10 protein-coding genes are annotated in these 13,243 nt (G+C 76.7%); 5 read left to right on the forward strand and 5 right to left on the reverse strand.

Annotated features, from left to right (window positions below; all coding sequences use genetic code 11):
• The first annotated feature begins 23 nt into the window (after positions 1 to 23).
• From A2CP1_RS19920 to A2CP1_RS19940, 5 genes are all read left to right on the forward strand, one after another.
• Positions 24 to 872, forward strand: a complete 849-nt coding sequence (locus A2CP1_RS19920) for a GIY-YIG nuclease family protein (protein WP_015935004.1) — start codon at positions 24 to 26, stop codon at positions 870 to 872.
• A gap of 276 nt (positions 873 to 1,148) precedes the next feature.
• Positions 1,149 to 4,061, forward strand: a complete 2,913-nt coding sequence (locus A2CP1_RS19925) for a tetratricopeptide repeat protein (protein ID WP_015935005.1) — start codon at positions 1,149 to 1,151, stop codon at positions 4,059 to 4,061.
• Positions 4,062 to 4,086: 25 nt separating this feature from the next.
• The gene (locus tag A2CP1_RS19930; protein ID WP_015935006.1) at positions 4,087 to 4,767 is read left to right on the forward strand and encodes a haloacid dehalogenase type II; all 681 of its coding nucleotides are present in this window, start codon (positions 4,087 to 4,089) and stop codon (positions 4,765 to 4,767) included.
• A gap of 185 nt (positions 4,768 to 4,952) precedes the next feature.
• Positions 4,953 to 5,291 (forward strand): ArsR/SmtB family transcription factor, encoded by a 339-nt coding sequence (locus tag A2CP1_RS19935; protein WP_015935007.1) that lies wholly within the window; start codon positions 4,953 to 4,955, stop codon positions 5,289 to 5,291.
• A complete protein-coding gene (locus A2CP1_RS19940; protein WP_015935008.1) occupies positions 5,288 to 5,779 on the forward strand; it encodes an SRPBCC family protein in 492 nt (163 codons plus the stop codon). Before A2CP1_RS19935 ends, A2CP1_RS19940 begins: the two co-directional genes overlap by 4 nt.
• A gap of 34 nt (positions 5,780 to 5,813) precedes the next feature.
• Here A2CP1_RS19940 and A2CP1_RS19945 read toward each other — a convergent pair whose 3' ends face one another.
• From A2CP1_RS19945 to A2CP1_RS19965, 5 genes are all read right to left on the reverse strand, one after another.
• The gene (locus tag A2CP1_RS19945; RefSeq protein WP_015935009.1) at positions 5,814 to 10,127 is read right to left on the reverse strand and encodes an acyl-CoA dehydratase activase-related protein; all 4,314 of its coding nucleotides are present in this window, start codon (positions 10,125 to 10,127) and stop codon (positions 5,814 to 5,816) included.
• A gap of 121 nt (positions 10,128 to 10,248) precedes the next feature.
• Complete coding sequence (locus tag A2CP1_RS19950; protein WP_015935010.1) at positions 10,249 to 11,487, reverse strand: dipeptidase; 1,239 nt, start codon at positions 11,485 to 11,487, stop codon at positions 10,249 to 10,251.
• Positions 11,488 to 11,508: 21 nt separating this feature from the next.
• Positions 11,509 to 12,141, reverse strand: coding sequence for a TetR/AcrR family transcriptional regulator (locus A2CP1_RS19955; protein WP_015935011.1), 633 nt, complete (start codon positions 12,139 to 12,141; stop codon positions 11,509 to 11,511).
• A complete protein-coding gene (locus tag A2CP1_RS19960) occupies positions 12,138 to 12,689 on the reverse strand; it encodes a pyridoxamine 5'-phosphate oxidase family protein (RefSeq protein ID WP_015935012.1) in 552 nt (183 codons plus the stop codon). Before A2CP1_RS19960 ends, A2CP1_RS19955 begins: the two co-directional genes overlap by 4 nt.
• An 88-nt stretch (positions 12,690 to 12,777) precedes the next feature.
• Positions 12,778 to 13,221 (reverse strand): hypothetical protein, encoded by a 444-nt coding sequence (locus tag A2CP1_RS19965; protein WP_015935013.1) that lies wholly within the window; start codon positions 13,219 to 13,221, stop codon positions 12,778 to 12,780.
• Positions 13,222 to 13,243 lie beyond the last annotated feature (22 nt).

Here is a 13,243-nt window from a genome sequence, read left to right on the forward strand (position 1 = left end):
GCCCCGGTCGACGAGGGAAGACGATGATCAAGCTCACCGAACTGCTCCGCACTCGCGGCTTCAGCGAGTCCAAGTCGACCAAGATCGTTCGTCATCTGGACAGCCGAGTGGACATGAGGATGCTGCGGCGACGCGGGCACTTCGAGTTCTACCAGCGCACCCAGCCGAAGGACGTCTTCAACTGCGAGCAGATCGTCTCGTTCCTGGGCGACGAGAACCGCCGTGCGATCTTCTGCGGCGTGTATTCGGTCGGCGGCAAGCGCGAGGTCACCGCGGACGAGCCGCTGAGCATTCCGATCGGCTACCCGCATCCAGAGCTGCTCGACGGACCAGGGGTCATTTACGATCTCTCGAAAGTCTCAGGGTTCGAGGACCTCGAGGATCGGGTGGTGATCGACTGGGGCGACGCTGCGCTCTCATGGGCCCAGTGGTTCCGGGATCGCGAGGTGGTCGAGGTCCTGCCCACGGGCTACGTGATGGACTGGCCCGGGTACCAGGCCGTGCGGCTCCCGCTCGCCGATCTCCGCGCCATCGTCGCGAGCCCTAGTGCGAACCGCGAATGGGTCCGTCGGCTGAGCTCCGTAGCGGGCGTCTACTGCATCCTCCATGCAAACACCGGTGAACTGTACGTCGGCTCGGCGTCCGGGAAGGAAGGCATCTGGGGAAGGTGGCGCGTCTACGCGGACACGGCGCACGGCGGCAATGTTCGCCTTCGAGCCCGGTGTGAGAACGTTGCCGGCTACGAGGACGATCTTGTGTTCTCGATCCTTCAAGTGCTCCCGATCGGCTCGTCCAAGGACGAGGTCATCGCTGCCGAGACCTGCATGAAGGAGAAACTGGGAGCGCGAGCGTTCGGGCTGTGCGCGAATTGAGGAAGCTCCGCCGCGAGGACGGCCGCCGCCCTCGTTGCCTCCGTGCCTTGTTGGAGCGGGCTGTTCGCTGACGCTGTGCGCCCTGCGAACGCGCGGCGCAGATCGCAAGCTCCATCGAGGCCACGTCCTGCCTGGCGGGCGTGCAGTCGCGAGGCGCGGGTGCACGCACCCATCGGCACCCCGCGCCACACGGGACGACATCCCGCGACTGCGGCCTTGCCGGCGCGCCGCTGGAGTCGCGACCTTGCGTGATAGGCTCGCGCCCTCCCCCGCCACATGGCCACCATCCTCGAGAAGTACGAGCAGATCCTCGCGGCCGACCCCCGGTCGCGCATCTTCGTCGAGCTCGCCCGGGCCTTGCTCGAGCGCGGGCAGCACGCGCGCGCCATCGAGATCTGCCGGCAGGGCCTCGAGCACCACCCGTCCTCCATCCTGGGGCGCGTGATCTGGGGACGGGCGCTCCTCGAGTCGGGTGACACGAAGGACGCGAACGATCAGTTCGAGATCGCCATCGCCGTCGATCCGGGCAGCCCGTACGCGTACAACCTGGTGGGCGAGGCGCTGGTCGCGAAGGGGCTCTTCCGCGAGGCGCTGCCCGTGCTCCTGCGGGCGGTGGAGCTGCAGCCGGCGGACGCCCGCGTGCGCGGCTGGCTGGAGCAGGCGAAGCGCGGCGTGCGCGAGGACGGCGCCGCGCCGGGGGCCGAGGACACGCCCGCGCCGGCGCGCGCCGCCGCGCCGGACGAGGTGACCGAGCCGTACCGGCCGCTCGCCGACGAGCCGCCGAAGGCGGAGATCCCGCCGGAGCTCGAGGCGACCGCGACGTTCGAGCTCCCGCCGCGCGCGGCGCCCCGGCCGCGGACGGCCGCTTCACCCACCGTCGCGCCGGCGCCCCCGGTGCTGGCGCGCGAACCGGGCCGGGCGCCGCCGGCCGACGGCGGCGACGCGGCGCTCGAGGCCGCGCTCGCCTTCGACGTCGCCTACCCGCGGAACGCCGCGCTGCCCGCGGACGAGCCGCTCGATGCGCCCGCGGCGCCGGCCAGCGCCGTCGAGCCCCCGGACGCGGACGAGCCGCTCGGCCGGCCCGCCGAGCCGGCGTCGAGCGCCCCGGCGGCCCCCGCGCCCCCGCGCCCGCCGCCCATCCGCGCCACCCCGCCGCCGCTCGCGCGCGACGAGCTGCCCGCCTCCCTGCTCTCGCTCATCCCCGGTCCGCCGCCCCGCGGCGGCGCGGCGGCCGGCGCTGCGATGGGCGCGCCCGCGGCCCGCGCCCGCCCTGCGACCGCGCCCACCCCCGACGCCGCCGAGGCGGAGCGGATCGCGGCGGAGTACGAGCGCGAGGTGCGCGAGCGGCTCCTCGCCGCGCCGGAGCCGCCGCCCTCCTTCCTGCGCCGCCACCGCCGCGCGGTGCTGGCCGGCGCGGCCGTGTTCGCGCTCCTCGCCGGCGCCGCCGTGTACCTGGTGGTGGACGCGCGCGTCGCCGCCCGCAACGCGGTGGGCGCCGCCGCGCGCGCTCGCGCCGGCCTCGCCCGCGACACCGCCGGCTCGCTCGCCGAGGCGGCGCGGCTGCTCGCCGAGGCGCGCCGCTTCGGCGCCGGGCCGGAGGTCACCTCGCTCGCCGCGCAGGTGGCGGCGGTGCGCGCGGCCGAGTTCGGCGACGACGACGCCCGCGCGCTCGCCTCGGGCCTCATGACCTCCGACGCCGCCGGGGACGGCGCGCTGGCCGCGCGCTGGCTGCTGGCGGAGCAGCCCGGGGAGCGCGCCGCGGCCGAGGCCGCCATCCTCTCCGCGCCGCCCTCCTCCGAGCCGCTGGTCCAGGCGCTCGCCGGCCGGATCCTGGCCGGCCGGGGCGAGCGCGAGGCGAGCCGCGGCCGCCTCGAGATCGCCGCGCACGCGAACCCGCCGCTGCTCCGGGCCCTGTCCGACCTGGGCGACGCCGCGCTCGCGGCCGGCGACGCCGAGGGCGCGCTCGCGACCTACGCCGCGGTGCTCTCGGCGCACGCCACCCACCCGCGCTCGGTGGTGGGCGCCGCCGAGGCGCGCCTGGCGCTGGGGCGCGATCTCGACGCGGCCCGCGCATCGCTCGCGGCGGTGGAGGCCGACGCCGGCAGCGCCCCGCCGCGCGACCTGTGCCTGCGCTTCGAGCTCGCCTCCGCCCGCGTCCTCGCCGCCACCGGCGACGCCGCGGGCGCGGCCGCTCGCCTCGCCCGCGCGGCCCAGGCGCTCGGGGACAGCGCGCCGCTCGCCGCGGCGCTCGCCGACGTGCACCTCGCCGCCCGCGCCTGGGACCGGGCCGAGACCGCCGCCGCCCGCGCGGTGGCGCTCGCGCCGAAGGACGAGGGCGCGAAGGTGCTGCTCGCCCGCGCCCGGATTGGCCGCGGCCGCCTGCTCGAGGCGCTCGCGGCCACCGACGGCGCCGAGGGCCGCGCGGTCCGCGTGCAGCGCGCCATCGCCCGCTACCGGCTGGGCCAGTACGCCGCCGCCCGCGCCGAGCTGGAGCGCACCGCCCGCGACGGCCGCATGCCTGCCGAGGCCGCGGTCTGGTACGCGCTGACCGACGTGGCCCAGGGGCGCGCCGCCCGCGGGCGCACCCTGCTGGAGAAGCTCGCCGCCACCCGCTCGCCGCCGCCGCTCGCGCACGTGGCGCTGGGCCGCGCGCTCGAGGCCGAGGGACGCGCCGACGACGCCGAGAAGGCGTACCAGGACGCGATGACCCGCGAGCCGCGCGCGCCCGAGCCGGCGCTCGCGCTCGGCGACCTCTTACTGCGCCGCGGGCGCGCCACCGACGCGCTCCCGGTCCTCGAGAAGGCGGTCGCGCTCGATCCGGCCGAGCCCGAGGCGCGCCGCGCGCTCGGCGCGGCCCGGCTCGCCGGCGGCGAGCCCTCGGCGGCGCGCGCCGAGCTGGACGCGGTGCTGCTGGCCCGGCCGAAGGACGCCGCGGCGCTGCGCCTGCTCTCCGCGGCCTGGCTGGCGGAGTCGCAGCCGGCGGAGGCGCGCCGCGCCGCCGAGCGCGGCCTCGCCGTCGCGCCGCGCGACCCGGCCCTGCTGCTCGCCGGGGCCCGGGCGGCGCAGGCCGACGGCGATCGCGCCGTCGCCCGCGCCCTCGCCGAGCGCGCCCTGAAGGCGGGAGCCCGGGGCGAGGACGCCGCCGAGGCCCGGCTCCTGGCGGCGACCCAGACGGCGAAGCGCAGGTAGCGCGCGCGGCGCTAGCATCGGGGCCATGGCCCTCGCCCCGGTCCGCGCCGCCGTCTTCGACGCTTACGGAACCCTGTTCGACGTGGCCAGCGCCGCCGCCGAGGCGCGCGGCGCGCTCGGCGACCGCTGGCAGCCGCTCGCCGAGCTGTGGCGATCGAAGCAGCTCCAGTACACCTGGCTCCGCAGCCTGGCCGGCCGCCACGCCGACTTCTGGCAGGTGACCGGCGACGCGGTCGACTTCGCGCTCGAGGCGCTCGGCCTCGCCGACGCGGCGCTGCGCGCGCGGCTGATGGAGTCCTACCGCCACCTCGCCGCGTACCCCGAGGCGAAGGACGTCCTCACGCGCCTGCGCGGCGCCGGCGTGCGCCTGGCGGTGCTCTCGAACGGTGCGCCGGCCATGCTCGCGTCCGCGGCGGAGAGCGCCGGGCTCGCCGGCCTGCTCGAGCAGGTCCTCTCGGTGGAGGACGTGGGCGTGTACAAGCCGCACCCGGCCGTCTACCGGCTGGCCGTGGACCGCCTCGGCGTGCCTGCGGCGGAGATCGTGTTCGTCTCCTCGAACGGCTGGGACGCGTTCGGCGCGAAGGCGTTCGGCTACCAGGTGGCCTGGTGCAACCGCGCCGGCCAGCCCGCGGAGCGGCTCCCCGCCGCCCCCGACGCCGAGATCCGCTCGCTCGCCGAGCTGCCGCCGCTGCTGGGCCTGCCGTAGGGCGCTCGCCCTTCGACAGGCTCAGGGCGAGCGGGTCGGAAGCCGCTCGGGCTCAGGGTGAGCGGAGAGGATCCGCTCGTGGTGAGCCCCGTCGAACCGCGAGCGGATCTGGCCCGACCATCCCGTTGGGTCGCACGCGCGGTGAGGGCTTGCGCGGGCCGGCGGCCTGCTAAACACTGAACCATATGGTTCAGTATACGGAGCGGCTCGACACCACGTTCGCGGCGCTCGCGGATGCGACCCGGCGCGGCGTGCTGGAGCGCCTCGGGCGCGGCGACGCCTCCATCGGCGAGCTGGCGACCGGCTTCGAGATGACGCTCACCGGGATGAAGAAGCACGTGCGGGTCCTGGAGGACGCGGGGCTCGTCACGACGGAGAAGGTCGGTCGCGTTCGGAGCTGCAGGCTCGGCCCGCGCCGGCTGGAGGACGAGCTCGCCTGGATGGCGGGGTATCGCCGGATGCTCGAGGCGCGCCTCGACCGCCTGGACGCGCTCCTGAGGCGCACGAAAGGACGGACCGAATGACGAGCCAGGCCGTGAAGCAGCGCGCCGCGAAGGCGGCGGTGTCCACCCCGACCGATCGCGAGATCCGCGTGGAGCGGATCTTCGACGCTCCGCGCGAGCGCCTGTGGCGAGCGTTCACCGACCCGGCGCTGCTGGCGCAGTGGTGGGGCCGGGGGAACCGCCTGGTGGTGGAGCGCTACGAGCTGGAGAAGGGCGGTCACTGGCGCTTCGTGGAGCACGCCGACGACGGCGTCCACGGGTTCGAGGGGCGGTTTCGCGAGGTGACGCCGCCGGAGCGGCTCGCCATGACGTTCGAGTGGGACGGCATGCCGGGCTACGTGGCGATCGAGACCACCGTCCTCGAGGATCTGGGCGACGGCCGCACCCGCCTCGTCGCGACCACGCTCTTCCACACCACCGAGGAGCGCGACGGCATGCTCGGCGCCATGGGCGAGGGCCTGGACCAGAGCTACGCCGCCCTCGACCGGCTGCTCGCCGGCGGCGCGTGAGCGGGACCGCCGCCCGCTCGCGGTTCGACGGGGCTCACCGCGCGCGGGCCTCTGGATGCTCCGCTCGCCCTGAGCCTGTCGAAGGGCGGGCGGAGGCGGCCCGGCCGGCCTGGCGGCGCGCGAACCGCTCCTTCACCTCGTAGGCGAAGCCGTCGAGGATCTCCGGATCGATGGGATCGCCGTTCGCCGCGAGCGTCAGCGAGAGCAGGCCCTCCCGCGCGGCCGCGTGGTAGAGCTGCGCCTCGGCGAGCCGGGTGGGCATGCAGTCGAGCGGGCCGGCGCAGAGGATCCCGTCCACGCCGCGGTGCCGCCAGGCCTCGAGCGCGAGCCCCATCGCCAGCACCGACTCGTGCTCGAGGTCCTCGCGGAGGTAGCCCTGCGCCTCCCTCGCGACCCGGTGCGGCGGCTCCGGGGCAGGCCAGCCCAGCGGCTCGCCCGCGGCGCGGAACACGAGGTTCACGATGCGCTGGCGCAGCCGGCGCTTCAGGTGGTCGCCCACGCTGCCCTTCAGGCCGCGCCGGAACTGCACCGCCTCGGAGTACTGCAGGTACTCCACCACCGGCTCCAGCCGGACGCGCACGCCGCGCCGCTCCAGCTCGTCGGCCACGTAGCCGTTCGAGGCCGGATCGGAGCGGACGTAGATCTCGCCCACGATCTGCACGGTGGGGTACGGCCGCGGGTCGCGCGCATCCGCCAGCTCGCGTGCGCACCCCGCCACCGCGTCGCGGATCCCCCAGAGCCCGCCGCCGAGCACCTCGCGGAGCACGGTGCGGGCCGACAGGTCCCCCGCAGCGCCCCGCTCGATCGCCTCGAGCAGCCGCGCCGACCCGCGCGCGTGGATGGCGTTTGCCGCGCCGGGCGTCCGCTCGACCGGGCGCGCGTCGCGCAGCGCATCGGCGAGCGCGCCGCGGGCGGAGGCGCCGGCGAGCACGATCGCGCCCAGGCCGGGCGGCACGCCCTCGAAGTAGTCGTGGTCCGGCGGCGACCAGATCTCCACCCGGTCCGAGAGCCCGGCGCGCTCCAGGATCAGGCGGTGGAGCTGGCGGTACATGCCGAACCGGCACGGGCCGCTCGAGCCGGGCATGAAGAAGGTGAACCGGCCCTCCGGCTCGCGGGCGAGGTGCTCGAGGAGCGCGCCCGCGGTGATCGTCATGGGCAGGCACTCCTTACCGCTGGTGTGCCGCCGGCCGAGCCGGATGGTGTCGGCGGTGGCGGGCGGCAGCACCTCCGCGTGCAGGCCGACGCCGCGGAACGCGGCCGCGAGCGCCTCGGCCTCCGGCCCCATGGGCGGCACGAGCACGCGGGTCCCGTCGGCGCGCACGTCGGCGAGCGTCCGCTCGCGGAGCGGCATCGGCTCCGCCGCCGGGCGTCCCTCGGCCCCGCAGCCGCGGAGGTCCTCGCGGACGCAGTGCAGGAACGCCTCGACGCGGGTCTTGGTGCCGGCGTCGGCGGCGTGGCCGTCGGTCTCGACGATCGCGAAGGGCTTGCCGTCGAGCAGCCGCGCGAGGTGGTGCTGCGTGAAGCTGTCCGGGCCGCAGCCGTAGTTGCTGGTGAAGATCGCGTACACGCCCGGCGTCCGGCGGACCCGGTGCGCCGTGCGCAGGATCCGCTGCGTGTAGGACCAGAACGCGCCGGGGACGAGCGGCGTCGCGCCGTCGAGCGGGAAGCAGTCGAGCGGGATCGCCACCGCGCCCTGCTCGCGCAGCAGCGCCGGCACGTTCGCGTTCAGCACCTCGTCGTGGATGGTATAGGTCCGGCCCAGCACCACCACCGCGAGGAGCCCGTCCGCCCGGCAGCGCTCGAGCGCCGCCGCGCCGATCGCCTCGAGCCGCGCGTCGAACGCCCGCTGCGCCTCGCGCGCGGCCTGGTGCGCGCGCCGTGCGGCGGCCCGATCGCGGACGCCCACCCGCGCCGCGAGCGCGTCCATCGACGCGACGAACCGCTCCGAGTCGAGGTAGCCCGCGCCGCCCGCGTTCAGCGTGGGGGCGACCAGCCGCCGCGCGAAGTCCTCGCCCAGGTCGGCGGCGAGCACGTCCGGCGCGCCGTGCACCATCGGGCAGAGCCAGGTGTGGCGCTCGTCGCGGACCCGCGGCAGGTCGCGGATCATCGGGAAGAAGAGGTGCTCGGCCCCGGTCGCGGCGAGCGCGGCCGCGACGCCGTGCACCTGCTGCATGGGCGCGCAGAACGGGACGTTGCAGAGGTCGATCCCCTGCCGCAGCGCCTCGCGGCCACCGGACCCGAGCACCTCCACGCCCAGGCCCAGCGTCCGGAAGAACGTGCCGAAGTACGCGAGGAGCGTCTTCAGCTGGAACGCGTCGGCGAGCGCGACCCGCGGGGCGCCGGCCGGCGCCGTGCCCAGCCCCTCCACCAGCGCGCGCACCGCCGCCTCGCGCTCGCGGAACGGGTCCGGCGCGCCGGCCGGGAGCTTGCGCGCGCGGGTGCCCTGATCGAACAGCGCGCAGGCGCCGCCCCAGGTGAAGGCGCGACGCTCGGTGCCCACCGCGGTGCGGAGCCGCTCGATGCGGCAGCGGTTGCCGGCGCCGCCGCAGCCCTCCGCCGAGCGGCACACGAACGTGTCCTTGCGCTCCACCCGCGCGGCGAGGAAGCGCGAGAGGTCGAGCGCGCCGGCGTGCGCGTCCAGGCCGGCGAGCCCGGCGCGCGCCAGCCGCGCGATCCCGAACGCGCCCACCGTGCCCGGCGACGGCGGGACGATCACCTCGGCGCCGGTCTGGCGCGCCACCGCGGCGGCGAGCGCGTCGGCGCTGAACGGCATGCCCTGGCAGAACACCACCTGGCCCACCGGGCGCGCGCCCTTCACCCGGTTCACGTAGTTCTGCACCACCGACTCGTAGAGCCCCGCCACCACGTGCGCGCGCGGCGCGCCGGCCGCTGCGGCCTGGTCGAGGATCTCGGCCATGAACACCGCGCAGTGCTGGCCGAGCGCGACGCAGCCGTCCGCGCCGATGGCCTCGCGCCCGAGCGCCGCCGCGTCGAGCCCGCCCAGCCGCCGCCCCTGCTCCTCGATGAACGAGCCGGTGCCGGCGCTGCACGCCTCGTTCATGGCGGCGTCCACCACGCGCCCGCCCTCGAGCCGGATGTACTTCGCGTCCTGCCCGCCGATCTCGAAGATGGTGTCGACGCGCGGGTCGTAGGCGCAGGCGCCCTCGGCGTGCGCGGCGATCTCGTTCAGCACGAACACGCGGTCGGTCCCGAAGCAGGACGCGAGCAGGGACCCGACGATCTCGCGCCCGCTGCCGGTCACGCCTGCGCCGACGACCGCGCGCCGCGCGCAGGGGCCCTCCAGGAACGAGGACACGAGCGACTGCGCGGCCCGGACCGGATCGCCGGACGTGCCGGTGTAGGCCTCCCAGGCGGGCATGCCGGCGGCGAGGTCGAGCGCGACCGCCTTCGAGCCGGTGGAGCCGATGTCGAGGCCGAGCAGGATCGGGCCGTCGCCGGCGGGCGGCGGCGGCCGCGGGACGCGGCGGACGCGCGAGAGCGCGCCGGCGAGCGGCGGCAGCGCGTCGAACGACGCGTGCTCGGGGGGGCGGAAAAGGCCCTCGAGCGGCGGCACCGCCTCCGGGCGCGCCGCCGCGAGGAGCGCGCACCCGAGCGCGTCGAGGTACAGCGCCTCGTCGCCCTCGCCGTCGCGCAGGTCGAGCCCGCGGCCGGCGAGCGCCTCGCGGAAGCAGGCCCGCACCCGCCGCGAGCGGCTCACGCCGCCGGTCAGCCACACGTCGCGCGGGCTGCCGGGCCGCACGAACACCAGCACGTTCGCGCAGATCGCGTCGAACAGGCCCGCCAGGATCCGCTCGCGCGCCTCGCCGCGGTTCGCGAGGTGCGTCATGTCGGTCTTGAGGATCACCGGGCAGCGGCCGGAGAGCGGCGCGGCCTCGGCGCCCACCGCGAGCGCGTCGGCCTGCGCCGGCGTGAGCCCGAAGCGCTCCACCAGCTGGCGCAGGAAGTTGCCGGTGCCCTGCGAGCAGCGCGGGTTCTCGCGGTAGCGGTCGCGCCCCTCCGCCTCGTGCACGAGCACCGAGAAGCCGTGCGCGCCGAGGTCCACCACCGTGGCCGGCGCGGCCCCGTGCAGCCGCACGTGGCCGGCGGTGCGCGCCTGCTTGGGCGGGATGCGCGGCAGCTCGAGCCGCCGGCCCAGCCGCCCGGTGGCGCGCGCGCCGGCCACCCCGTCCCAGCCCCATCCCTCCAGCACCTCGCGCACCGCGGCGGCCGGATCGCCGCCGTGCTCCACCAGCGCCCGCCGCGTCCAGGCGAGCGCGCCGCCCTCCCCTTCGACCTCCGCGAGCTTCACCGTCTCGGCACCCGCGTCGATCCCCACGAACCGTTGCATGGCGCGAGTGTCACGCCGATGGGCGGGGAAGGCACGCCCGAAAAGCGGGCACCTGCCGGCGGCCCGGGAGCGTGATCGGGATCAACGCAAGGTCCGGGCGAGCGTGCCGACGCGACCCCGTTCACGGAGCGTCGGCGCGCAGCGCGCGCGACACGCGCTCCACCTCGCGGAGCACGCGCACGACGTTCCCGCCCAGGAGCTTGCGGACGTCCTCGGGCGAGCGGCCGCGGGCGAGGAGCGCCGCGACGAGCTTCGGCAGGTCCGCGTGCGACTCGATCCCGTCCGGCGGGACGATGCCGCCGTCGAGGTCCGACCCGAGGCCGACGTGGTCCACGCCGGCCACCTTCACCAGGTGCTCGACGTGGTCCACGAGCACCGAGAGCGGCGGGCGCGGCAGCGCGTGCGCGACGCGGAGCTCGGCCAGGTAGGGCGCCCACCTCCGCTCGACCGGGTCCGCGCCTTCGAGCGAGCGGGCGAGCGCGGCCACCTCGGGCGCGTGCGCCTGCTCCGCCGCCGCGGCGCGCGCGGCGTATCCCGCGTCGAGGAACACCGAGTGGAAGTTCACGCCCACGACGCCGCCGCCCGCCGCGATGGCGCGCACGAGGTCGTCGGGCAGGTTGCGGCGGTGCTCGGACAGGGCGCGCGCGCAGGAGTGCGTGGCGAGCACCGGCGCGCGGCTCGCGGCGACGGCCTGCGCCGCGGACGCGTCGGAGAGGTGCGAGACGTCCACCGCGATCCCGAGCCGGTTCATCTCGGCGACGGCGGCGCGGCCGAGCGGCGAGAGCCCGCCGTGGCGCGGGGCGTCGGGCTTGCCGGCGTCGGCGAACGCGGTGTGCGCGTTCCAGGTCAGGCCGACGTACCGGACCCCGAGCGCGTGCATCCGCTCCAGCTCCGCGAGGTCCCCGTGGAGGGGCTCGGCGCCCTCCATGCCGAGGAGGACCGCGATCTTCCCCGCGGCCCGGGCCGCGAGCAGCTCGTCCACGCTCCCCGCCATCACGAGGTCGGCGGGGTGGCGGGCCATCTGCGCGCGCACCGCCGCCGCGAGCGCCAGCGCCCGCGCGTGCGCCTCCGCCTCGGGCCGCTCCGGCGGGTGCCACAGCACGAAGAACGCCGCGCCGACGCCGCCGCGCCGCATCGAGTCGAGGCTCACCTGGCCCAGGTCGCGCCGTGGCTCGCCGAGATCGTAGCGCTGCTCGAGGAGCCACTGCGGCGTGTCGAGGTGCAGGTCCACCACCGGCGCGTCGCGGAGGACGTCCTCCGCGGAGCCCGTCGACGCCGCGCGAGTCGTGGTCACGCCGGCGCCCGGGCCGGCGCAGGAGAGGAGCATGGGCATCGCGAGCAGCCACCCGTTCCGCGGCATGCGGCGCCGTCGCGATGCAGGCTACACCCGCCTCCGTCCCGGAGCACGGGACGAACGGGGCCGCTGGCGCCGGGTCCCTTCCGCGTGCCCAGCCCCGCCGAGCCACTCGAGCGCGGTGCGGAGGGTGCGGCCGAGCGGCACCCCCCGTTCCCGGTCGTCGGCGAGCCCGAGCTCCTGCGCGCCCAGGAACACCGCGTACTCGAGCTGCGCGAGCACCGTCGCGTCCTTCCGTCCACGCTCGCGGTGAATGGCCGCGAGGTAGTCGATCCGGCGGGCGTCCACGCGGTCGAGGGCCTCGCGCGCCCTCGCGTCGTGCAGCGCCCAGCCCCGGACCGCCCGGTCGAGCGCGTGATCGAGCCCGACGGCCGCCGCCCCGAGCCGCGCGCTGCGGGCCTCGGCGGTCCCGGGGCCCGACGTCGCCGCGATGACGTCGCCGGTGTGCAGCTCCGTCCACGCGTCGAGGAGCGCGGCGTGGAAGGCGTCCACGTCGCGGAAGTGGTGGTAGAAGGCGCCCTTCGTCCTTCCCATCGCCCCGCAGAGCCGGTCGATCGTCACCGCCTGCGGGCCCTGATCCCGCAGCAGGGCGAGCCCGGCCCGGCACCAGCCGGAGCGGGCGTCGCCGCCGGCGGCTGCGCTGCGCCCCGTCGCGGTCACGCGGCCCTCCAGGCGCCGTCCGGGCCGCGCGCCACCATCGCGGACCGCTTCCCGAACGGCGCGGGCGTGACGTGGCGCCGGGCGTCCCAGACCTCGATCCGCTCCGGCCGGAACCGGACCAGCACGAAGTCCCCGCCCTCGGGGCCCTCCGGCCAGAACGCCCGCCAGAACGGCTTGAACCGCCGCCGTCGCTCGGCGGCGTCCTCGACGATCTCGGCGCGGCCGACGAGGACCGCGCACGCCGCGCGCGCGTCGTCCTCGTAGGCGAGCGTGGCCGCGGGATTCTTGCGGAGCTGCTCGACCTTCCGCGACCCGCCGCTCGTGCCGAGCCACACGGAGAAGTCGTCGTCCGGCGGGAGCGGCTCCAGCACGCGCGCGTGCGCGACCCCGTCGGCCACCGTGGCGAGGAGGCAGTAGCGCTTGCGGCGCATCGTCGAGCGCGCGGCCCGGAGCACGGCGCCGACGCCATCGCGGGCGCGCGCGGTCGCCCAGCGCCGGTAGAGGAGCGCGAGCGAAGCCAGGAGGTGATCGCGGAGCGAGGGGGCCATGCGCGCCTGCATACCATACCGTATGGTATGCGACGCGAGTCCCTCTCGGGCACACGGGCGCCGCGCACGCCTCGGCGGCCGCCGAGGCTCAGCGCATGACGCGGTGGAACCGCACCCGCCTGCGGACACTCCTCAGCTTCAGGGCCGTCATCGTCGCGACGACCGCGAGGAAGGTCGCGCCACCGACCTGGGGCGCGAGCTGGCCCTGCGCATCGAACCGATGGAACAGCTCGGCGGCGGTGAACCCGACCGCCATCGCGGCCACCAGGCCGACGACCGCTCCGACGAGCAGGACCTTGAAGAGCGCCGCGCGGCTGCGATGGCCGCAGCGCGGGCACGGGGCGAGGCGGGAGGCTGCGGCGGCGCCGAGCTCGGCGTCGTACTGCGCGCTGCTGAGCGACACGCCGTTCGCCGTGAGCCCTGCCCCGACGCCGGCGACGATCGCCAGCGCCACCATGCCGCAGCGCGAGCACCGGTAGTCCACGGACTGCTCGCCCGCCTCGACATCGACGCCCACGTGGATCGGGATCATGGAGAGCTCCGTCTGTCAGCGG

The organism is Anaeromyxobacter dehalogenans 2CP-1 (genome assembly GCF_000022145.1).
GTDB classification, from domain to species: Bacteria; Myxococcota; Myxococcia; order Myxococcales; family Anaeromyxobacteraceae; genus Anaeromyxobacter; species Anaeromyxobacter dehalogenans.